This window comes from Flavobacterium sp. GNP001 (assembly GCF_054343775.1).
The window spans coordinates 3,020,411-3,042,865 of sequence record NZ_JBTGUX010000001.1 but is presented as its reverse complement, the minus strand read 5'-3'; the positions used below and the strand labels follow the sequence as shown (position 1 = coordinate 3,042,865).

Below are 22,455 nucleotides of genomic sequence, written 5' to 3'. Positions count from 1 at the left end.
AAAGTATCTCATCAGGATGTCATTAAAATCAATTATAGCAAAGATTTTTGCCAAAAATATTTATCAAAATACCCAAGTTTGGGCTACAAATCCAGTAGCGGCTCAACAACAGGTGCTGCAGCAATTAATCACTCAAGCACAGCATACGGCATTTGGCAAGGACCATCATTTTAATAAAATTACAACTGCGTCCGATTTTGCCAAGTACGTTCCCGTACGCGATTACGAAGCACTAAAACCTTATGTTGATCGAGTGGTACAAGGCGAAACCGATATTTTATGGAAAGGGAAACCGTTGTATTTTGCCAAAACATCGGGTACTACATCTGGAGCAAAGTACATTCCGTTGACCAAAGAATCAATGCCGTATCATATTGAAGCCGCTCGAAATGCGATCTTGCATTACATTCATGAAACCGGAAATGCAGATTTTGTAGATGGTAAAATGATTTTCTTGCAAGGAAGTCCGATTTTAGAAGAAAAAAATGGAATAAAACTAGGGCGTTTATCCGGAATTGTAGCGCATTTTGTTCCAAAATACCTTCAAAAAAACAGAATGCCATCTTGGGAAACCAATTGCATCGAAGATTGGGAAACCAAAGTAAATGCGATTGTCGAAGAAACGTTTCATGAAAATATGGCTGTGATTTCAGGGATTCCATCATGGGTGCAAATGTATTTTGAAAAACTGCATCAAAAAGGAGGGAAGCCTGTGGGCGAAATTTTCAAAAACTTTAATTTGTTCATTTACGGCGGTGTAAATTACGAACCATATCGGGCTAAATTCGAGAATTTAATAGGAAGAAAAGTAGACAGCATTGAATTGTTTCCGGCTTCGGAAGGGTTTTTTGCCTATCAAGATTCTCAAAAGGAAAAAGGAATGTTACTACTGCTAAACTCCGGAATTTTTTATGAGTTTATCAAAAGTGACGAATTTTATACCGAAAATCCAAGACGTTACACCATAGGTGAAGTAGAATTGAATGTCAATTATGTTTTGATAATTTCTACCAATGCAGGACTTTGGGGATACAATATTGGCGATACCGTTCAGTTCACGAGTTTAAAACCGTACCGAATAATTGTATCGGGCAGAATCAAACATTACATATCGGCTTTTGGAGAACATGTTATTGGTAAAGAGGTAGAAAGTGCTTTGCAAGAAGCCATTATCGGAACATCAATCAGAATTAATGAGTTTACAGTAGCACCACAAATCACGCCAGCCGAAGGATTGCCGTATCACGAATGGTTTATAGAGTTTGATTCCGAAGGATCGGAAGAACCACAAAATTTAGAGAATTTTGCGGAGGCGCTAGACAATGCCATGCGCAAACAAAATGTTTATTATGACGATTTGATAGTTGGTAAGGTGTTGCAAAAAGTGGTGGTTACTAAAGTGGTTAAAAATGGTTTCCAAGATTATATGAAATCGATTGGTAAATTAGGCGGCCAAAATAAAGTACCGCGCTTGTCTAATGACAGAAAAATAGCAGATTTGTTAAAGACCCAATAAATGTCATACCTTTGCAGGTTAGAAAATAAGTAGAAAATGAAAGAAACAAAAAACATATCTCGTTCGAGAGCACAAGAATCATCGGCAGCCATTGAAAAAATGTACATTACAATGCGCCACCTTTTCAATAGAGGATTTTACAAACCAATGGGAGTATCAGGTGATACGCTTCGTGAAGCATTATTAGCATTACGACCAGAGATTTACGGGAATATTGCCGAAGAAAAAGTAGAATTGAACGGACTTTTATACGTAATTGAGCGTTTGCCAGTAGGTATTGAAGAATGTCGTTTTATTAATCTTACTTCGGATGAAGGTTACTCAAAATCGCATTTTCAAGCGATTGTTCCTCCAAAAAGACGTCGTAACTGTTACCGTATTGATGAGGAGCAAATGAATGTGGAAATTACCAGAGGCCGATCTGATATTTATGATATCTTGACACACTTGACTTTTGTTTTTATCGAATCACATAAAATCAGAAACCGTGTTTTATTGGATGATGCTGGTGAGGTTTCTCGTGATTGGATCAAGCTTGAGCAGGCCGTTTCATCAAAGAAAAAGCTAACTCAAATAGAGAAAGAAAAAGCCATTTCGCATGCAGCTAACATTTTGGGTAGAACATTTGCTGAAGTTTTAGATATTTATGATGCCTTTGGTTCAGCAGCTGCTCCAGACCGTTTTTTACACGTGATTTTTTGGTTGGGTAAACTAGCCATTGAAGAAATTGTAGAGGATAATAAAAGAACGATTACTTTCAGCCCTATTTTAAGAGAGCGTTTAGGACACCACATTCACGGTGAAATTTGGGCAACCAATATCAAAGAAGTTTTAAAAGTCAATCAGCTTTTAGACCGACCAATTCACGTAATTAGTGCGAACATGCACAGTGTGATGAATTCGATTTTTGCTACCGAAGTGTTGAAGACGAAGTTCAAAGACAAATCCGATTTCTTTATTTATGAGGAGCTAAGTAGATCAGGTGCTGATGAGGTACGCAATCAAGTTACAGCTGTTGCTTTGAAGCAAGGAATGATATCATTACCAGACACATCAGGAACTAATATCGATGTGCAAATCTTTGATACAGCTAAAATTAATTGGGCCAAAACATCTTTTCCTACGGCGCAAGTAGACACTGAAAAACCAGTACTAATTGTTATGGATTATGCTTTTGGGGAACAAGCTTATGAAACTATTGATGAATTGTTGAAACCATTTAAGAAAGATACTTTGTTGAATGTAAAATCGGTTTCGATTATGGGTAAAGCAGGAATTCTTGAAGGCGGAAAAGGAGATATCATGATTCCTAATGCACATATTAACGAAGGAACTGCTGATAATTATTTCTTTGAAAACGAACTAACTGCCGACATGTTTGAAGGAAATGACATTGCGGTTTTTGCAGGTCCAATGGTTACAGTATTAGGTACGTCATTACAAAACAGAGATTTATTGAAGTTTTTCCACGATTCTACTTGGGGAATTATTGGTCTTGAAATGGAAGGTTCGTACTACCAAAAAGCCATTCAATCAGCCTCAAAAATTAGAAGAAGTGTACCAAGTGATATCAAAGTGCGTTATGCCTATTATGCTTCAGATAATCCTTTAGAAACAGGAAGTACTTTGGCTTCGGGTGGTTTAGGAACAACGGGTGTAAAACCTACGTATTTGATTACCATTAAAATATTGGAACAAATTTTCAACGTAAAATAACAATCCTATGAGCGAAAATAGGCCACTTAATTCGAGTGATCAAGAAGTTGATTTGTCTCAAATATTTTCAAAAATGGGTCTTTTTGTAGATCGTATTTTTTTGCGACTATTTGAAGGTTTTTTGTTCCTGAAACGAAATGTTTTGGTATTGATTGTTTTGTTTGTTTTGGGAGCAGGACTTGGTTTGTTTTTAGATAAATCCAGAACAGCTTATGATCATGAAATCATTGTAATGCCTAATTTTGGATCGACGGATTATTTGTATGGCAAAGTAGCTTTGCTAAATTCTAAAATCAAAGAAAACGACAGCTTGTTTTTGCAAAAATTAGGGTTTGATACGAAGTTGAAATTACGAAAAATAGAGGTAACTCCAGTTATTGACGTCTATAAATTTGTGGGTAATGACGAGCAGCGTTTAGAGTTGGTAAAACTCATGGCCGATGAAGGCGGTGCAGCAAAGTCAATTGAAAACGAATTAACGAGCAAGAATTATCCGTTTCATCAATTGTCTATTTCTACAGGTAAAAAAGTAGGTCAAGATGATTTTGTGAAACCTTTGCAGGCGTATTTGAATGATTCAAAATATTTCTCGGAAATCAAAAAAGAAAGTTTGAAAAACCTGGAAATGACCCGGAAAGAGAATGATTCGATAATCAAACAAATAAATACTTTAGTCAACAATTTTAGCAAAAATCCGAAAGGACCAGGCAGTAGTTTAGTATATTACAACGAAAATACGCAGCTTAACGACTTGATTAAAAATAAAGAGTTACTAATCAAGCAGCAAGGTAATAATCGTTTGGATAAAATCAACTTTGATAGTGTTATCAAAGAAATTAGTTTAGTGACCAACATAAAGAATGTAAAATCTATCAATGGCAAACTTAAATTTTTAGCTCCATTATTGTTTGTGGGGCTGTTCATATTTGGTAGCCTATTCGTTAGTTTTTATCAAAAACTAAAAGTTAAATACAATAAATAACTACCATGAAAGGAATAATTCTAGCAGGAGGTTCAGGTACGCGCTTGCATCCGTTAACACTAGCAGTGAGCAAACAACTGATGCCTATTTATGACAAGCCTATGATTTATTATCCTTTGTCATCATTGATGTGGGCAGGAATTAGAGAGATCTTGATCATTTCGACACCACATGATTTGCCTTTGTTCCAACAATTGTTAGGCGATGGTTCTAAATTAGGTTGTCGTTTTGAATATGCTGTGCAAGAACATCCAAATGGTCTTGCCGAAGCTTTTATTATTGGCAAAGAGTTTATTGGAGGCGATAAAGTAGCCTTGGTACTGGGAGATAATATTTTTTACGGAACCGGTTTGTCACAACTTTTGCAAGCCAATAACGATCCTGATGGCGGTATCATTTATGCCTATCATGTAAACGATCCAGAACGATATGGTGTGGTTGATTTTGACTCGGAGGGAAATGTACTTTCTATTGAAGAAAAACCATTAGTACCAAAATCTAATTACGCAGTTCCTGGAATTTATTTTTATGATAACGATGTGGTTGCTATAGCTGCAAATATAAAGCCGAGTCAACGCGGAGAAATTGAAATTACAGATGTCAACAAAGAATATTTGCGCAGAGGTAAATTAAAAGTAAGTATTCTTGATCGCGGTACTGCATGGTTTGATACTGGAACATTCAATTCGTTAATGCAAGCCTCTCAATTTGTACAAGTAATTGAGGAGCGTCAAGGATTAAAAATAGGTTCAATTGAAGAAGCTGCTTTTAGAATGGGTTACATCTCAGCAGAGCAGTTAAAAACGATAGCACAACCTTTACTAAAGAGCGGATACGGTTCGCATTTATTAGAGATAATTTAATAATTTATGATATTTAATACAACCAAACTGGAAGGCTGTTTCATCATTGAACCCAAAGTAATTCAAGATGAAAGAGGCTACTTTATGGAAAGTTTCAATGCCAAAACGTTTCAAGACGGTGTGCAAAAGGAAGTTCATTTTGTACAAGACAATCAATCGTTTTCTACTAAAGGAGTGCTTAGGGGATTGCATTATCAAACTGGAGCGCATTCGCAGGCTAAATTGGTTCGTGTTTTGAGTGGCGAAGTACTTGATGTAGCAGTCGATTTGCGTCCAGAATCTGCGACATTTGGCGAGCATGTTTCGGTTGTACTATCTGCTGAAAATCAAAGGCAGTTTTTTGTACCAAGAGGTTTTGCACATGGTTTTGTTGTCCTAAGCGAAACGGCAACCTTTTTCTACAAATGTGATAATTTTTACAATAAAGAGTCGGAAGGTGGATTAAAATACAACGATCCTGCTTTGCAAATTGATTGGAAATTTTCGGAGGAAGATTTATTGATTTCCGATAAAGATCAAATTTTACCTAACCTAGATCAAGCCAAATGCGTTTGGTAGTGCTTGTGACCGGTGCCAACGGTCAGTTAGGCCAAGCCTTGCAGCATATTGCCTCAGGATACGCTGAAATAGATTTTGTGTTTTGCGACTCAAAAACGCTAGATATTACCGATAAAGCAGCCATTCAAAGTCAGTTTGAAAAACACAAACCTGATTTTTGTATCAATGCAGCAGCTTATACTGCGGTTGACAAAGCAGAGCAAGAACCTGAAAAAGCAACTGCAATTAACACAACCGCCGCACAATATTTAGCCGAGGTTTGTGATGAATTTAAAACGCAATTGTTGCACGTATCCACTGATTTTGTTTTTGATGGACTTGCGGAAGAACCCTATGTGGAAACCGATTTGCCTAATCCGCAAAGTGTGTATGGCCAAACAAAACTTGACGGTGAGAAAGCTATTCAAGCGGTTTTTGGTGCTTATTTCATCGTTAGAACGTCTTGGGTATACTCACAATTTGCAGGGAACTTTATGAAAACCATGTTGCGTCTGGGATCAGAAAGAGATTCTCTATCAGTTGTTGACGATCAAATAGGCACGCCAACACATGCAGTTGATTTGGCTCATGCATTAGTACAAATTATCCTTTTTGCATCAAAAAATCCTAATCACCAAGCGCATGGATTGTATCATTTTAGCAATGAAGGCTCCTGTAGTTGGTTTGAATTTGCTAAGAAAATTTTTGAGGTAAATAATGTTAGTATTGATTTGAAACCAATTCCGACTAGCAGTTATCCAACACCTGCACAACGACCAAAGTACAGTGTTTTAGATAAAGAAAAAATTAAAACTGTTTTTGGCATCTCGATTAAATCTTGGGAGGATAGCTTGAGAAACACCAAGCTATAGCCATATGTTTTCCGGATAGGCTTTTACAATAAACAAATGAAGAATGTTTTAAAAACCAAATTGACAAACGTAAAATGCCGGGAAATTGCTTTTCTGTTGGCGGTGTTTTTATTGGTTGTTATCCCAAAAGGAGGTTTTAAAATAGCAGGAATCCCTATCACATGGGGATATTTGTATTTAGGTTTTTTGTCGGTTTTAAGTTTATTTATTATTAGCCTTAAAAGCCAGTTTAAGGTACCAAATAAAGCTTTTATTGCATACGTAGCAACTATACCTTTCGTAGCCTATTTCACGCTGCATTTGCTTATTAATGGGTATCAGGGCAGTTTAGGAAACCTAATTTCGTTTTATGTAAGTTTTGTTTTTTTGCCGCTGCTGTTTTATGTCTTTTTGAGCTCTTTTCTAAAAAAAATAAACACAGCTTACATGGCTAATATCATTAGCCAAGCGGTTTTTATTGTTGCTTTGTATGGGATTTTTCTTTTTGTTTACAAGCAAGTTGTAGGGCATTTTCTAGAAATTCCATATTTAACTGTCAATGCGGGTGATTTAGGCGAATTAGATTCTTCCAAATTCAATCAACGTGGCTCCGTTAGTAAATTGATATCAACGTATAATAACGGTAATATTTTTGGGGTTTGTACCTTGATGTTGTTCCCGGTTTTTTATCAAAACACCAAATCAAAAATAAAAATTATCACAGTGGTTTTGGCGTTATTACTTACTTTATCGCGTACAGTTTGGATTGGTTTGATTTTTTATTTTCTGTTTTTGTATCGTAACCAAGTCCTGAAATTAGTTAAAGTTTATTTGTTGGGCGGACTTTTGTTGCTGTTTTTGGGATCAATTATTATGACGCGTTACTTTCAATACGGTTCGCTTGGAGGTTTTATTTTAGACTCGAATCTAGGCGGACGAATTTTGCAAATCAGAAAATCAAACGAAATTACCTTATTTGGAAGCACGGTTTACAATGCTATTGAAGAAATCGTGTATTTATCTATTTTTAAACAGTTTGGTTTGGTAGGATTGGCGTTGTTTTGCCTTTCTTTTTTTACACCCGTTTACCTTTTTTTAAAAACCAAAAACAACAATTTCATTTATTTCATGGGTGTAATCACTTATTTATTTGTGTGTTTAAGTGACGGCTGCATTTTATTAATTCCCACCTTAGCCTTCTTTTATTTCATTTGTGTTATGACTTTTATTAGGGACAATAGCTCCCAACAGCAGGACATCGCATAAAAAATAACAGTAAATACCGTATTGACGAACCAAAATATTCTCTGTTAAAAAAGCGAAGCAAAATAATAAAGTGACTGAAAAGTACAAGTAGTTTTGTTTTTGATAAGCCAATCGCAATTTGGTGAACAAAATCGTAACAAAAGCCACAAAAAGCAAAATGCCACCTTTTAAAAAGTAATCTAAATATTGATTGTGAGAGTTAATATTCTCTTTTGATAACTCCTGAAATCCATATTGATCATAACAAGAATTGAGTTGACTTTGAAGTATATTCGGGTTTGTTCCTAATAGAAAAGAGTCGCTAATGGTCTGTAAACTGCAGTAATTAATGGTGTACCGAGAAGAACTAGTGAGTTTATTTTGTAATAAAAAAACAAGATCGTCCCAATACCTTTGCGAAAGGGCAACCACAACACAAAACGTGATAAAAAGTACCACTACCATTTTTTTAGAAAAAGCCAAGTGATTACTTTTAATCGCATAAAAAAAATACAACAAAACTCCTAAAAATAGCATCGAAAACAGCATCATTCGAGAATTAACAATGAGTAAACCTGCAACAAATACCAAGCACGAAAAACTATAAAACACGTTTTTGATGGTGGTTTTGGCAGTACTGCTAATCCAAATATTTACAAGCATTAAAAACGCAACGCTCATCCATAAACTGAGATAAGTGCCATGAATTTGCAAATGATTCTCTATATTAAATCGAGCAAAATACCAGTTAAAATTATGGTTCGGAACATCAATGAGGTAAAATACAATTGTATACAAACTGAGCAATCCTACGCTGCCGCAAAAACTGAGCAGTATACGTGTTTTATGATTTATAAAAGTTTGCGATTGGTATAAAAAGCCACTGCACAACGGAATTGCAAATAACAATAAAGTGTTGGCTAGCAAGCTGACGCTTTTGGAACTGAAATACCATAAACAAACTGCTGAAAATAGTACAGCTGCAGAGATAAAAGGTAAGTTAAAAGTATTTATTTTAAGAGATCCTCTATTTATTTTGGTTAATAAAAGAACGCTGCAACCAATCATTGTAATAGATTGAAAGGCTTCCCAAAAATACAAAATGGGCGAAATAGCCAACAGGTAAAGAAGGACTACGAGTAAAAGATCATCTTTGAGCAGCGTTTTCATTTTACTATTTTTTTAAATGCATCTCGAATGCCATTTTGCAGCCAAAGAGGTAAATATTCGCGGATAAATTGAATCAATTTTTTCTTCCATTTTAATCGAAATAAATCCCATGTACTAATATTCAATTGTAGCGAATAAATTTCATCTTCTGCAATAAACCCCAATGAATTCCATTTTGTAGGATCGTTTTCATGTAAGTTGGTGAAAGTGGTATAATTGCTAAGATCAATTTTTTTCCAAAACTCAAAAAAAGCCAAGTTATCTGAGTCGTCCCGGTGCGACCAATTGGTTATTTTGGTGTAAATTTCGTCTTCGTCTCGGGCCCAAGATTGGTGCAATAAAATGAATTTTGTAATTATTTTATTTGAGTGTCTTGTGGCGCGCATGTATTTGTAATTAGGCCAATTGGTTGCCACTTCAATTGTGTCGAGCGAATCTTTTACGTACAGGAAACCACCTTCTACTTTTTTGAAAAGTGTAATCCATTGTACCTGAATTTCAACGGCTTGTTGCTCAGGATTATCTAAGTAGTGTTTGTTTTTTTTTAAAAAATCAGTAAAACCTTTAAAGTCTTTAAAATATTCATCGCTATCAATTTGAATGTGCCAGCCGCCTTTTCCCATGGCTTGTGCCAATAAATTGCGCTCTCTAGTATCATTTTGAGCAGGTGTATTTTCGGGGATGTAAAAGATATCTTCGTACAAAACAATTTTGTTCGAAACATCAAATTGGCGTACCCATTCAAAAAATTCTGGAGCAATGAATAACGGATTTCCACTCCAAGTTTTGCGTTCTCTATCTATGGCGAGCACAATCAAATCAGCCTCTTGATAAACTAAAGGAATGGATTGGTACAAATACTTAAAATCATACGAAACTAAAAATCCAACCTTAATCATGTTTGAAAAAATTTAATGTGCTATTGGTCCAGGTTTTATAATTTAAATACAGGCAAATAAAAAGCTCCGTCAAAAGTAAGGCTGCAATCATACCTTCAACATGAAAGTAATACGTAAGCGCAAAAGACAAAATCAAATTAAGCATCAAACCAATACCATAAGCACTAAAGTAAATATTTTTTTGCTCATGCAACACTACCGACATGTAAGCTGATTGATTTAATGCGGCAATAAGTGGTAGCGGAGACAATAGCATCAAGTACCAACTCGATTCCGCAATATTTTGACTACTCAAAAAAGGAACGATCCAATCAGCAAAAAACCAAATAATTAGCATTCCAATACTGTACAAAACTAAATACGTTTTGAAAATATAACGCAAATAGCGATTCAATTGGTCTAAATTACGAGTTCCTATTTGTACAATTTTCGGGAAAATACCTTGAAATAAAACGCCAATAGTATGTTTACAAAGCATGATTATTTTTTCGGCAACGCTATAAATACCAACAATTTTTGACTCAAAAAACAACCCTAAAATTAGTGTTCCGGAATTCAGTATAGAACAAATACTTAAGTTGGTCAAAAACATTTTAAAACCATCTTTTAATTCAGTAATAAGGGCTGAAATAGAAGTTTGGTGGTATCTAAATTCACATTTAAAATATAAATATAGTAAGGCTGAAATAAACTGTAAACTATCAAATAAGGCCAGAATAAAAAACACGAAAGCAACGGTTTTGAATTTTGGTAAAACCAGCATTAACGTGACAATTGCGCTTATTTTGAAAACAGTATTCAAGATAAAATATACGTTAATTTTGTTGAGACCAATAAAAATCCAGTGGGTATTTTGTGATCTCGAAAACAATAAGGCAAATAACGATAAGCACAAAAGTAAATTGTTTTGAATGTCAGCGTAAAATTGTACGCAAACCAACAGCAGCAGCATTGATGGGATGAGCAACATTGCTTTGGTGCTTATTACAGATGAGATATAGGTATTTAAAGCGAGCTTGTCAGTACCTAATTGACCAATTTTCACAGGTCCTAAAATACTCCAAGAGTAATCATTTATTACGGCAATATAGTTGATTAGGGAAATACAAATTGCGATTAATCCGTAGGTCGTTATTCCAAAAACACTAATGTAAAAAGGAATAAGCAGCACCGGAAAAAGGAAGTTGATAAAGTTGATGCCAAAACTTAAAAAGACATTTTTAATCACAATTGTGCGTATATAAAATAGAGGTTTCGCAAAAACGAAAACCTCTATGTTTTATTTCAATTAATTTTAGTAGGTGTTATTGTTGAGCATCATCTGCGCTCCCTTGTGAGGTCCACGCACCTGATTTGTCTCCTCGCATAGTTACCTCACCTGTTTCAGTGTCTAAGATAAATAAACAAACTTCACCGCTATCCGTGCGTTGAATTACTGACATTTGGTACCTGCCTTTTGACTCTTTTTCTGTTTTCTCTTTAGATGGTTCTTGACAAGCAGCTAGTAATGCAATCATGGCAATACTAAAAACTATTTTCTTCATTTTTTTTCCTTTTAAAAATCAATTCAAATGTAATTTTTTTAAAGCACACTACAAAATTATTCGAGTGAGAGCCTTTTTGATAGTCGATTTTTAAGTGGTAAAAAGCACCAATTAACTTTATAAACTGTCTTGATGTTTGTACAATGATAATTCTTATAAATCCAATAAAAAGCTACCTTTGTTGAAATAGATTTTTGATCAAACAGAATACTGAAAGCCTATGAAAAAAATTGTTATGCGACTAGTAGATGCTCTTGCTTATGTTTGCAGCTTTCTAATGTCGTATTCGGTCATAAAGTACAGCAAGTATTTTAAGAACAGAATCTACGCTTTCATGGTCAAAAGAAACTTTAAAAACTGTGGTTCCAATTTTTACCTTGAAGCACCTATTTATCTTCATAATGCGCAGAACATTACCATTGGTGACGATTTTTACTGTTTTGAACGCTTGCGACTAGAATGTTTTGAGCGCCACAATGGCTATTCTTTTCAACCCAAAATCACCATTGGAAACAATGTAAGCATCAACTACGATTGTCATATCGCCTGCATCAACTCGATAACAATAGGTAACAATGTACTATTGGCTAGCAGGGTATTTATCACCGATCATTTTCATGGTTCGGTTGATGCAATTTCGTTACAAACTGCGCCAAACAAACGTCCTCTAGTCAGCAAAGGTCCTGTAGTTATTGAGGATAATGTATGGATAGGCGAGGGTGTGAGCATTATGCCAAATGTTACTATTGGTAAAAACTCCATCGTGGGTGCCAATGCTGTTGTAACAAAGAGTTTTCCAGCTAATTCAGTACTTGCAGGTAATCCTGCGGTTTGTATAAAAAGTATTCCATAAATGGAAAATAACATCTTAAAAAACGGTTACAGTATTGCCATTCCGGCCTACGGACGACCTGTAGAGTACGAGGCGCTTTTGCAATCTATTTTAGAAATGGATTTGTTGCCAAATGAAGTAATTGTAGCAGAGGATTACTCTAAAGAACGAAATCAAATTAGGCAAATAAGCGAGCGTTTTCAAATTCTTTTTAGTTCAAAAAAAGTGGTTTTACAGTACCACGAAAACGAGCAAAATTTAGGTTACGACGCCAATATTCGAAAATTGATTGGCTTGTCTCTGTTCAAATGGGTTATTTTGATTGGCAACGACGATTTATTCTTGAAAGACGGTTTAACACACATTGCCGACTTTTGCGAAAGGTATCCTAATATTGCTATGGTTTCACGTCCATTTATTCGTTTTCAAACTAGTTTAAATGAACCTATTGGCGTTTCGCGTATTTTGCCGACAGAAAGATGTATCAAACAAGGAGATGATCCCAAGTTAATTTTTAGGTCTTGCGGCTTTGTTGGCGGACTCGTTATCAATACTGCGTGGGCAAATGAAAAAGCTACAACGCAGTACGACGGCACTTTATACTATCAAATTTACCTCGCAGCCCATGCCTTTTGTGCACAAGGAATTGGTTATTTGGCACAGCCTTCGGTTGGTGGGCGTGCGGGTAATCCGCCTTTGTTTGGAGAATCCGCCAAGGACGGAGCGCATCATATTCCCGGAGCTTATTCGGCGAAAGCCAGAGCCAAAATGTGGCGTGGAGTTTTACAAATTGCTAGAGATGTGGGTGCACAGTACAATTACAATTTAGTGGATGCTTTGCGACAAGAGTTAATGGTTAGGCAAGCATTTCATATTTTTGAAATGAATGTGGGAGCAAGCAATGCTACTTTGAAAGAGTTACGAGCAGAATTGACCAAATTGGATTTGTTTAGTCATTGGCTGCCCAAATCATTATTTTATCTTAATTTTATTTTTGGCAAATACGCCTATTATTTTTATTTCTTAATTCGAAAAGTAGCACAATAAGCCCGAATGAAAAAAGCATTAATTAACGATTGGTATTATGTAAATGGTGGTGCCGAAAAAGTAATTCATTCACTCAATGCGATTTGGGATGATTTTGACCACTTTGCCTTAATCGATTTTTTGAATCAGTCTGATCGAGATTTTATTTTGAATGGCAAAAGTGCTGCTACCACTTTTGTTCAAAAATTACCTACTGCAAAGTCAAATCATCGTAAATTTTTGCAATTGTTTCCAAGCGCCATGTCTCAATTTGATTTAAGCGAGTACGATTTGATTTTTAGCTCTTCTTCGTCAATTGCCAAAGGAGTGCGCACCAAACCAGATCAATTGCATATTTGCTACTGTCATTCGCCTATGCGTTATGCTTGGGATTTGCAAGCACAATATTTGCAAGATGCGGGCTTGCACAAAGGTTTAAAAGGCAAATATGCGCAATTTGTATTGCGTAAAATGAGACAATGGGATTTACAAAACAGCCCTCAGGTATCACATTTTATTGCTAATTCAAAGTATGTTGCACAACGCATTAAAAGTATTTACCAGCGTGAAGCAACTGTGATTTATCCGCCAGTAAACACCTCTTTTTTTACACTTCAAGAAACGAAAAAGGAATATTTTTTTACAGCTTCCAGAATGGTTTCTTATAAAAAAATCCAACTTATTGTCGAAGCTTTTAACGAAATGCCTCATCATCAATTGATAGTGGCAGGAACGGGACCAGAGTTGGATGCGATCCAAAAAATTGCTAAATCTAATATTCAACTTGTGGGTTTTGTAGATCAAGAACAACTCAAACATTTTTTACAAAATGCGAGAGCATTTGTTTTTGCAGCTGAAGAAGATTTTGGAATTGTTCCCGTCGAGGCTCAAGCTTGTGGCACTCCTGTAATTGCTTTTGGAAAAGGAGGCGTTCTTGAAACTATTCTTCCAGAGCAAACGGGTTTGTTTTTTCACGAACAAACTGCTCAATCCATTCAAGCTGCGGTCAAACTATTTGAAACCAAAAAATTCGATCTCAAAACGATTCGTGAACAAGCTGAAAAGTTCTCAAAAGAACGTTTTGAATTGGAGATAAAAAACTTTGTAAACGAAAAGTACGAACTACATCAAAAGCAGTTTGTTATTTAAAAAAGTAAACCCAATAATTATATCTATTTTTGTTTCCAATAAACTACGTTTCCCCATTTACTATGAAAAGAATACTTATCACCGGAGCTGCAGGATTTTTAGGTTCACATCTTTGTGACCGTTTTATTAAAGAAGGATATTTTGTAATTGGGATGGACAATCTTATTACCGGAGATTTAAAAAATATTGAACATTTGTTTCAATTGGAACATTTTGAATTTTACCACCACGACATCACCAAGTTTGTACATATTCCTGGCGATTTAGACTATATTTTACACTTTGCATCGCCTGCAAGTCCTATTGATTATTTAAAAATTCCAATTCAAACCTTAAAAGTTGGTTCGTTAGGAACTCATAATTTGTTAGGTCTTGCTCGAGTTAAAAAAGCCAGAATCCTTATTGCCTCCACTTCTGAAGTATATGGCGATCCTTTGGTACACCCACAAACAGAGGAATATTATGGCAACGTAAACACTATTGGCCCACGCGGCGTTTATGACGAAGCCAAACGTTTTCAAGAATCAATCACTATGGCGTATCATACCTTTCATGGTGTAGAAACCCGCATTGTTCGAATTTTTAATACCTACGGACCAAGAATGCGCCTCAATGACGGACGTGTTATTCCTGCTTTTATCGGTCAAGCTATTCGTGGCGAGGACTTAACTATTTTTGGCGATGGCATGCAAACCCGTTCTTTTTGCTATGTTGACGATCAGGTAGAAGGTATTTTTAGGTTATTACATTCGGATTATGCTTTGCCCGTAAATATTGGAAACCCAGACGAAATCACTATTAAAGATTTTGCTGAAGAAATCATTAAACTCACAGGTACCAACCAAAAAGTGGTGTACCATCCGTTACCTATAAATGATCCGTTACAGCGACAACCGGATATTACCAAAGCTAAAGAATTACTTGGTTGGGAGGCAAAAGTGGGTCGTGCCGAAGGAATGAAAATTACTTATGAGTATTTTAAATCCTTATCACCAGAGGAACTTTCTAGAGAAGAACACAAAGATTTTTCGAAATATATATTTTAAATTGAGTTTTTGGGTTGATTGGAAAAGTTAACCTAGAAGTAAATTGGTGTTATGAAAAGGCTAGTTTAAGTAGAGGTTAAATTATACAAAAGTTTCAATCAATCAGCCAAAATACTCCTCCAGAAAAGTTATTTTAGCCCAACTTAGTAAATGACAAGTGCGAATTGCGTACTATTTTTAATTCGAACCAAAAGTGAAAACCAAAACAGGAAGATATTCGGGCTACATTCGTCCTTTTTCTTTTATAGTTGATATGAGCATTCTCAATATAGGTGCAATTTATCTGACTGATTTTCCTATGCATTTCATTTTGTACCCGCTCAGTATTAGTTTGAGTTGGTTCATCATTGCTGCAAGTTTGGGTTTTTACGAAGTGTACCGATATACCAAAGTAATCGCTATTCTTAATTGTGCTTTAAAACAAGTTATTTTGTTTGGTCTTTTTTGCATGGCTTTGGCCTTTTTTCATTCTGATAACTCGAGTTTTTATAAAATAGTCTCCTACACAAGTACAACATTTGCCCTAATCATGACGGTGAAATTGTGTATTTACTACTTTCTTAAAAAATTCAGAGTGCTTTACGGAGGGAATTTCCGAAAAGTAATATTGGTAGGAAATGCCAAAAGCGTGTCTCCGTTGCAACATTTTTTTACCGAAAATCCAGATTACGGCTATCAATTAGAACATGTTTTTGACCTAGAAAAAGAGAAATCAATGCAATTGCAAAAATGTTTTGCATTTGTTTTAGAAAATAAAATTGATGAGATTTATTGCGACATGGGCGAATTAAGTCAAAAACAAATTAATGATTTGGTGTATTTTGCAGATAACAATTTGAAAACACTCAAGTTTATTCCTAGCGAAAAACAAATTCTGTCTCGTAATTTCACTTTTGAGTATTACGATTATATTCCGGTAATTTCCTTGCGTAATATTTTGCTTGATGATACACTCAATAAATTTATAAAACGCATTTTCGATATCGTATTTTCATTACTGGTAATTGTTGGCGTTTTATCTTGGCTCAGTATTATACTAGCCATCATAATCAAATGGCAATCCAAAGGACCGTTGTTTTTTATTCAAAAAAGAAACGGTTTGAATTATAAAGAATTCAATTGCTACAAGTTCAGATCGATGGAAATTAACGATGAAGCACACATCAATCAGGTTCGAAAAAACGATGCTAGAGTGACAAAAATAGGTCGCTTTATGCGCAAAACTAGTATTGATGAATTGCCTCAATTTTTTAATGTATTGCTAGGAGACATGTCGGTTGTAGGCCCAAGGCCGCACATGGTGAGTCATACCGAAATGTATGCACTAAAAATAGATAAGTTTATGGTGCGTCATTTTGTGAAACCAGGAATTACCGGCTTGGCGCAAACCAAAGGGTATCGTGGGGAAGTCGAAACCGACGAAGACATCATCAACCGTGTGAAATACGACATTTTTTACATGGAAAATTGGTCTATTTTGCTAGATATAAAAATCATATTCGACACTATTTACAACACCTTACGGGGCGATACTAAAGCGTACTAACATGCATAACGAATTGGTATCGATACTCACTCCTTCTTTTAATTCTGCTCCATTCATAGCAGCAACAGTCGCATCGGTACAAGCCCAAACCCATACCAATTGGGAGTTAATCATTATTGACGATGCTTCTTCCGATGAAACGGTTACTATTGTCAAAGCTTTGGCACAAAATGATAGTCGCATTCAATGTATTGCATTGCTAAAAAATCAAGGAACAGGTGTAGCCAGAAATACCGGATTGCAAGTAGCCAAAGGAAGATATATTGCATTTTTAGATGCTGATGATCTGTGGAAACCGCACAAGTTAGCTTCCCAAATTGCGTTCATGGAAAAGCAACAATTGGCCGTGACTTATTCTTTTTACGATTGCATAGATGAGGTTGGATTATCGCTGAACAAAACCATTACCGCACCGCTAGTATTGCGATACCAGCACTTATTTTTTTGCAATTTTGTTGGTAATCTCACAGGTATTTATGATAGAAATATTTTAGGTACTGTACCTATTCCTACTGCCCGAAAACGGCAAGATTGGATGCATTGGTTGTCCATTTTACAAAAAACAAAAACAGCTCACGTAGTACCTGAAAGTTTGGCCTACTATCGCGTCAGAAACAACTCTATCTCGGCATCAAAGTTGGAGTTGATCAAGCATAATTTTGCAGTCTACACTCAATTTCATGGTTACAATTTTTTAAAGGCAAGTTTTTGTATGATAGGTTTTTTGGCAGTGCAACTTTTGATAAAACCTAGATTTAAAAAATAACTACAACAACGAACTAAATTGTTTTAATTTACCTCGTTGGCTACGGTTTAAAGTTTCTTTACGGGTAAATATAAAATGCAAGTTGGGTTCTAAATACAAGGCAATAGCGGCTTCAATTTTTTGTATTTGTTCATATAGTAATGCTGTTGTGCTTACATACTCAATCTCAAACTGATCCAAAGCAGTTTGTTTGATTATGAATTCTTTCACATTGCCATCATCTTCAATAATGCTTTTGGTCACATAATAAAAAGTTAAGCCTGCTGCTTTTTTTCCGCTAGGCAAAACAGCCACGTCATTTGTACGACCTATTAGTTCTTTTAAAATAGGTTTTTGGAGTGTACTTTTTTCATCAAGCGTGCCAATATCGCCAATATCATAGCGAATAAAAGGATGTGCTTTATTAAACAAAGAGGTAATTACAACGCGTCCGGCAGTGCCATTTGGAACTATTTGGTTTTGATCATCCAGAATTTCAACAAACAGTGTTTCGGCATTTACTTGCCACTCATTTTCAAGGTTCTGAAACGCAATTAAATCTAGTTCTGAGGCACCGTATTCATTCACAACTGGAATTCCGAATTGATGTTCGAGCAGTATTTTATCTGAAGCAAAAAGCATTTCGGAGGTGACAATACACACTTTTAAGCTCGGACAAATGTTCTTTAAAACGATATTTTGCTGTTGCAGATATTTAGCAAATACTACAATTGCACTGGTGTAACCGTTGATGTAATCGAATTTTTTAGTTTGAAAATGCTGTACATAATTAGCCAAAACTGCATCTGATAAATCAAAAATCGGGAAACGATATCGCTTGCCCAACCAATCTTTAAAACGTTCTTTTTTATAGCCAACAAAATCAAGCGGAATACCATAAAAACGTGCTTGATAGGAAGAGTTAAAATCAATGCCGTACCAACCAAATCGGTATTTATTGGATGCCCAAGTCATGGCGTGCGACCATTTATCTTTGGCAAATACAAATGGAGTACCGCTAGATCCTGAGGTTTTATTGGTATATAAAGTTTTTGACTTGTAAGGTAAAGACAATCGATCTTGCAAGGTCGTTTGTAAATTAACTTTGGTCAAAACAGGCAAGTCTTCCCAATTTGGTGATGAATTTTGTCCTACCAAATCGGCATAAAATGGATTGTTTTTCAGGTGATAAGCAACTATTTCCTGTTTTTTTTGCGCCAGAAAACTTTGGTGTTCTTCTGTTGACATTGCATTGATAGCACGCAACTCAGCACAAGCTTTTTGGATTGGAAAGCCATTGAGTTGAAGCGATAAATCAAATAATGGAAGCATAGAGCGGTAGCAATTTTTTCAAAAATAATATTAAGTAGCAACTTAAGCGTGGTAAAAGGGAAGTTTTTAGTAATTAATTATTTTTTGAGTGCAAAAGCAATTATTTTTGTGCCACAACTAAAAACAACACACATGACTATTTTACTTTTGGGTTCTGGCGGTAGAGAACATGCTTTTGCATGGAAAATGCTTCAGAGTCCGCTTTGCGAAAAACTTTTTGTAGCCCCAGGAAATGCAGGTACCGCTGCCATTGCAACCAATGTAGCTATTAGTCCAACTGATTTTGATGCACTTAAACTTTTTGTGCTAGAAAATCAAGTAAACATGGTTGTGGTTGGTCCAGAAGATCCTTTGGTGAAAGGTATTTTTGATTATTTCCAAAAAGATCCACAATTGAGTTCAATTCCGGTAATAGGACCCTCTCAACTAGGAGCGCAACTAGAAGGTAGTAAAGAATTTGCTAAGGAATTTTTAATGCGACATGCCATTCCTACTGCTGCTTATGATAGTTTTACAGCCGAAACAGTAGAGAACGGTTGTGCTTTTTTAGAAACTTTACAACCTCCGTATGTATTAAAAGCAGATGGTTTGGCAGCCGGAAAAGGGGTGTTAATTATCCAAGATTTAGACGAAGCCAAACAAGAATTACGAAATATGCTAGTTCACCAAAAATTTGGTGCAGCGAGTGCTAAAGTGGTTATTGAAGAATTTCTTGATGGTATTGAGTTAAGCTGCTTTGTTTTGACTGACGGAAAAAGCTATAAGATTTTGCCAACGGCCAAAGATTACAAACGTATTGGCGAAGGTGATACCGGTTTGAATACAGGCGGTATGGGAGCTGTTTCTCCTGTGCCTTATGTTGATGCTGTTTTGATGGAAAAAATTGAAACTCGCATTGTAAAACCTACTATTGATGGGTTTCAAAAAGATGGAATTCCGTATAAGGGATTTGTTTTCATCGGACTCATCAATGTAAACAACGAACCTATCGTAATTGAATACAATGTGCGTATGGGCGATCCTGAAACCGAAGTAGTTATTCCAAGATTAAAAACTGATTTAGTCGAGCTGTTTTTGGCTGTAGCCGATCAACGTTTGAACGAAATAGAGCTCGAGATTGATTCTCGCAGTGCAGCTACCGTAATGGTAGTATCTGGCGGATATCCTGAAGATTTTGAAAAAGGAAAAGTAATTTCTGGACTTGAAAACGTAACTGATTCGATCGTTTTTCATGCAGGAACAAAACTAGAACAAAACCAAGTAGTAACTAATGGCGGACGAGTTTTGGCCATTACATCGTATGGAATTGATTTTGAATCGGCCACAAAAAAATCCTATCAAAACATAGATCAACTTCATTTTGATAAGATGTATTTTAGAAAAGATATTGGCAACGACCTAAAGTAATATCCTTAAAAAAATAAAACCTCCATCAGGAGGTTTTGCTTTTTTATTTTAAAAACGAATGTGCTGTGGTATCTTGATTTTCAGTACCTGCATCGTCAAAAATACGTAATTGCTTAATCCAGTAAACGATTGCTGCTGCACAAATAATCATAAAAATCCAGTTGATTGTGTTAGCTGCAAACCAAGAAGTAAGCTCTAATGAACGTAAAAAATCTAGTGGAGCAAATAAAATATCTACGAATAAATATTGTATGCCTTCAAAAAATGCCTTCATAATATGTCAAATTAATTTTTAAACTAAATCATTCAGTAATTCAGACTGCTAACGCTTCAAAAGAAAGATTCTTTCTTAGCAAGTACAGTTACTTTTTAAACAAGTCTTATATTTACCACCACAAAAGTATAAAATATCCGTATGATAACAAGTGTTTTTAGAAAATCTACACCGTTAAATTTTGCATTAGTGGTACTATTGATGCTGGTTTTCTTTTCGTTGTACCATTTGCAAGCACATCCTGCTGCAATAGCGGTTCTTGAATGGGTAAAAATCGGTGCTTTATTTTTAGTCTTGATCGGTTCTATTTTCTTAACTGATTTTATTGCTAAGCGCAACGGATTGAGTAAAGACAGTACTTACACTGTGTTTTTTTACTTTTTGTTTCTGCTGTTTTTTCCAAATGTGTTAAACAACACCAACCTGATTGTCTCTAATTTTTTTCTGCTTTTGGCTCTACGCCGATTGATTTCTTTGCAATCGCTTAAGGCATCTAAAGAAAAAATATTTGATGCCTCGTTGTGGATTTTCATCGCAGCCTTGTTTCATTTCTGGAACATTTTGTACATCGTATTGGTTTTCATCTCTATTTTATTTCACGTTGCCCGTGATTACAGAAACTGGATTTTACCATTTATCGCTTTTGTAGTGTCGGTAATTTTGTTTTTACTTTTTGGTACCGTATTCAATTTTGACCTTGTAAACTATCTTATCAACAGCGTTCAAGTTGACTTTGCCTTAGATTATTTTACTAATAATTATCAAAACGGAGCTCTGTCGCTCTATGCTACGGTGGTATTGTTTTTTGTGGTATCCATGTTGGCTACTTTATCTAACAGACCGCAGCTGTTGCACACATCTTATAAAAAAATTGTTGCTGCCCTTTTTATTGGTATTTTGGTGTATGTATTATCGGCTAATAAAAGCAACGATATTCTCATTTTTACCATGGCACCTTTAGCCATTATGGCCAGCAGTCACATCGAAATTCCGCAGGAAAAACTCAAACAAGAGCTCGTATTTGGTGTATTAATTTTGTGTAGTTTGTTTGCTTTTTTCTCTCAGTTATAGTTTTTTTCCATACGCCAAGTCGCCAGCATCGCCTAAACCAGGAACGATATAACTTTGTTCGTTCAATTTTTCATCTAAGGCCGCAACCCATAAATGACAATGGTCGGGCAAATGTTGTTCTAGGTACGCAATACCTTCGGGAGCAGCAATTACAACTGCAATGTGAATTTCTTTGGGAGCACTGTTTTCCATTAGTTTATTAAAAACAGCTACAAGCGATTGACCTGTGGCCAACATCGGATCTACAAGAATCAAATTCTTTCCGTTTAAATCAGAAATAGCTTGGTATTGTACCAAAATTTCAAAATTTTCATCGTTATTAGGGTGGTTTCGGTAAGCCGATATGAAACCATTTTCGGCATCATCAAAATAATTCAAAAACCCTAAATGTAAAGGCAATCCTGCCCGCAGCACAGAACACAATACCAATTGATCAGCTATAGCAGTAGTGTTTTTTGTACCAAGTGGTGTTGGTATTGCTACGGTTTTGTAGGTCATATTTTTACTCAACTCATACGCCATAATTTCGCCAATGCGTTCAATATTTCTGCGAAAACGCATGCTATCGTGTTGCACAGTAACATTTCGAATTTGCGCTAAAAAGTGATTCAATACGCTGTTTCCTTCTGATAGATAATGAATTTGCATGACGATTATAAGGTATTTAAACTTGTGATTATTTTTTGACGGGATAAAAGTATAAA

General features: G+C 35.7%; 22 protein-coding genes. 15 read left to right on the top strand and 7 right to left on the bottom strand.

The genetic code is table 11. The features are described from left to right. The first annotated feature begins 16 nt into the window (after positions 1–16). From ACXX8U_RS13060 to ACXX8U_RS13030, 7 genes are read left to right on the top strand one after another with little or no spacing between them, the layout of a single operon-like run. Positions 17–1,516, top strand: coding sequence for a GH3 family acyl-acid amido synthetase (locus ACXX8U_RS13060; RefSeq protein ID WP_458566216.1), 1,500 nt, complete (start codon positions 17–19; stop codon positions 1,514–1,516). 36 nt (positions 1,517–1,552) lie between these two features. After that, on the top strand, positions 1,553–3,232 hold the full coding sequence (locus ACXX8U_RS13055) for a DUF6909 family protein (RefSeq protein ID WP_458566215.1): 1,680 nt from the start codon (positions 1,553–1,555) through the stop codon (positions 3,230–3,232). A gap of 7 nt (positions 3,233–3,239) precedes the next feature. Then, the gene (locus ACXX8U_RS13050) at positions 3,240–4,214 is read left to right on the top strand and encodes a hypothetical protein (RefSeq protein ID WP_458566214.1); all 975 of its coding nucleotides are present in this window, start codon (positions 3,240–3,242) and stop codon (positions 4,212–4,214) included. Between the two features lie 5 nt (positions 4,215–4,219). Further along, positions 4,220–5,077 carry a glucose-1-phosphate thymidylyltransferase RfbA gene (gene rfbA, locus ACXX8U_RS13045; RefSeq protein WP_166132633.1) on the top strand — a complete coding sequence of 286 codons (858 nt, stop codon included), beginning with the start codon at positions 4,220–4,222 and terminating at the stop codon, positions 5,075–5,077. A gap of 6 nt (positions 5,078–5,083) precedes the next feature. Then, positions 5,084–5,635: a dTDP-4-dehydrorhamnose 3,5-epimerase gene (rfbC, locus tag ACXX8U_RS13040; RefSeq protein WP_458566213.1), complete on the top strand. Its 552-nt coding sequence runs from the start codon at positions 5,084–5,086 to the stop codon at positions 5,633–5,635. Beyond that, on the top strand, positions 5,623–6,486 hold the full coding sequence (rfbD, locus tag ACXX8U_RS13035) for a dTDP-4-dehydrorhamnose reductase (RefSeq protein ID WP_458566212.1): 864 nt from the start codon (positions 5,623–5,625) through the stop codon (positions 6,484–6,486). Before rfbC ends, rfbD begins: the two co-directional genes overlap by 13 nt. A gap of 36 nt (positions 6,487–6,522) precedes the next feature. Then, positions 6,523–7,731 carry a hypothetical protein gene (locus ACXX8U_RS13030; RefSeq protein ID WP_458566211.1) on the top strand — a complete coding sequence of 403 codons (1,209 nt, stop codon included), beginning with the start codon at positions 6,523–6,525 and terminating at the stop codon, positions 7,729–7,731. Here the strand turns inward: ACXX8U_RS13030 and ACXX8U_RS13025 are convergent. The 4 genes from ACXX8U_RS13025 to ACXX8U_RS13010 form a co-directional block, all read right to left on the bottom strand. Next, positions 7,657–8,880 carry an O-antigen ligase family protein gene (locus ACXX8U_RS13025; protein ID WP_458566210.1) on the bottom strand — a complete coding sequence of 408 codons (1,224 nt, stop codon included), beginning with the start codon at positions 8,878–8,880 and terminating at the stop codon, positions 7,657–7,659. The genes ACXX8U_RS13030 and ACXX8U_RS13025 overlap by 75 nt on opposite strands. Further along, entirely contained in the window at positions 8,877–9,779 is a 903-nt protein-coding gene (locus tag ACXX8U_RS13020) for a hypothetical protein (RefSeq protein ID WP_458566209.1), read from the bottom strand. Before ACXX8U_RS13020 ends, ACXX8U_RS13025 begins: the two co-directional genes overlap by 4 nt. Further along, complete coding sequence (locus tag ACXX8U_RS13015; RefSeq protein ID WP_458566208.1) at positions 9,772–11,007, bottom strand: oligosaccharide flippase family protein; 1,236 nt, start codon at positions 11,005–11,007, stop codon at positions 9,772–9,774. The genes ACXX8U_RS13020 and ACXX8U_RS13015 overlap by 8 nt, the downstream gene beginning before the upstream one ends. Before the next feature lie 76 nt (positions 11,008–11,083). Next, the gene (locus ACXX8U_RS13010) at positions 11,084–11,323 is read right to left on the bottom strand and encodes a hypothetical protein (RefSeq protein ID WP_458566207.1); all 240 of its coding nucleotides are present in this window, start codon (positions 11,321–11,323) and stop codon (positions 11,084–11,086) included. 220 nt (positions 11,324–11,543) lie between these two features. Here ACXX8U_RS13010 and ACXX8U_RS13005 point away from each other — a divergent pair, with 220 nt between their 5' ends. The 6 genes from ACXX8U_RS13005 (at position 11,544) to ACXX8U_RS12980 (ending at position 17,688) form a co-directional block, all read left to right on the top strand. After that, positions 11,544–12,176, top strand: a complete 633-nt coding sequence (locus ACXX8U_RS13005) for an acyltransferase (protein WP_458566206.1) — start codon at positions 11,544–11,546, stop codon at positions 12,174–12,176. Further along, positions 12,177–13,202: a glycosyltransferase gene (locus ACXX8U_RS13000; RefSeq protein WP_458566205.1), complete on the top strand. Its 1,026-nt coding sequence runs from the start codon at positions 12,177–12,179 to the stop codon at positions 13,200–13,202. A gap of 6 nt (positions 13,203–13,208) precedes the next feature. After that, positions 13,209–14,330: a glycosyltransferase gene (locus tag ACXX8U_RS12995; RefSeq protein WP_458566204.1), complete on the top strand. Its 1,122-nt coding sequence runs from the start codon at positions 13,209–13,211 to the stop codon at positions 14,328–14,330. Between the two features lie 62 nt (positions 14,331–14,392). Further along, on the top strand, positions 14,393–15,376 hold the full coding sequence (locus ACXX8U_RS12990) for a UDP-glucuronic acid decarboxylase family protein (RefSeq protein ID WP_166132643.1): 984 nt from the start codon (positions 14,393–14,395) through the stop codon (positions 15,374–15,376). Positions 15,377–15,569: 193 nt separating this feature from the next. After that, on the top strand, positions 15,570–16,922 hold the full coding sequence (locus ACXX8U_RS12985) for an exopolysaccharide biosynthesis polyprenyl glycosylphosphotransferase (RefSeq protein ID WP_458566203.1): 1,353 nt from the start codon (positions 15,570–15,572) through the stop codon (positions 16,920–16,922). A gap of 1 nt (position 16,923) precedes the next feature. After that, positions 16,924–17,688: a glycosyltransferase family 2 protein gene (locus tag ACXX8U_RS12980; RefSeq protein WP_458566202.1), complete on the top strand. Its 765-nt coding sequence runs from the start codon at positions 16,924–16,926 to the stop codon at positions 17,686–17,688. On the opposite strand, the gene ACXX8U_RS12975 is transcribed toward ACXX8U_RS12980, so the two are convergent. Beyond that, on the bottom strand, positions 17,689–18,999 hold the full coding sequence (locus ACXX8U_RS12975; protein ID WP_458566201.1) for a phenylacetate--CoA ligase family protein: 1,311 nt from the start codon (positions 18,997–18,999) through the stop codon (positions 17,689–17,691). Positions 19,000–19,131: 132 nt separating this feature from the next. Between ACXX8U_RS12975 and purD the strand changes: the two genes are divergently transcribed. Then, on the top strand, positions 19,132–20,406 hold the full coding sequence (purD, locus tag ACXX8U_RS12970) for a phosphoribosylamine--glycine ligase (protein WP_458566200.1): 1,275 nt from the start codon (positions 19,132–19,134) through the stop codon (positions 20,404–20,406). A gap of 43 nt (positions 20,407–20,449) precedes the next feature. On the opposite strand, the gene ACXX8U_RS12965 is transcribed toward purD, so the two are convergent. Continuing rightward, positions 20,450–20,680, bottom strand: coding sequence for a DUF6341 family protein (locus ACXX8U_RS12965; protein ID WP_166132648.1), 231 nt, complete (start codon positions 20,678–20,680; stop codon positions 20,450–20,452). 141 nt (positions 20,681–20,821) lie between these two features. Between ACXX8U_RS12965 and ACXX8U_RS12960 the strand changes: the two genes are divergently transcribed. After that, positions 20,822–21,751, top strand: a complete 930-nt coding sequence (locus ACXX8U_RS12960) for a DUF6427 family protein (RefSeq protein WP_458566199.1) — start codon at positions 20,822–20,824, stop codon at positions 21,749–21,751. Here ACXX8U_RS12960 and upp read toward each other — a convergent pair. Next, positions 21,746–22,399: a uracil phosphoribosyltransferase gene (gene upp, locus ACXX8U_RS12955; protein WP_458566198.1), complete on the bottom strand. Its 654-nt coding sequence runs from the start codon at positions 22,397–22,399 to the stop codon at positions 21,746–21,748. The two genes, ACXX8U_RS12960 and upp, sit on opposite strands and share 6 nt — an antisense overlap. Between the last annotated feature and the right edge of the window lie 56 nt (positions 22,400–22,455).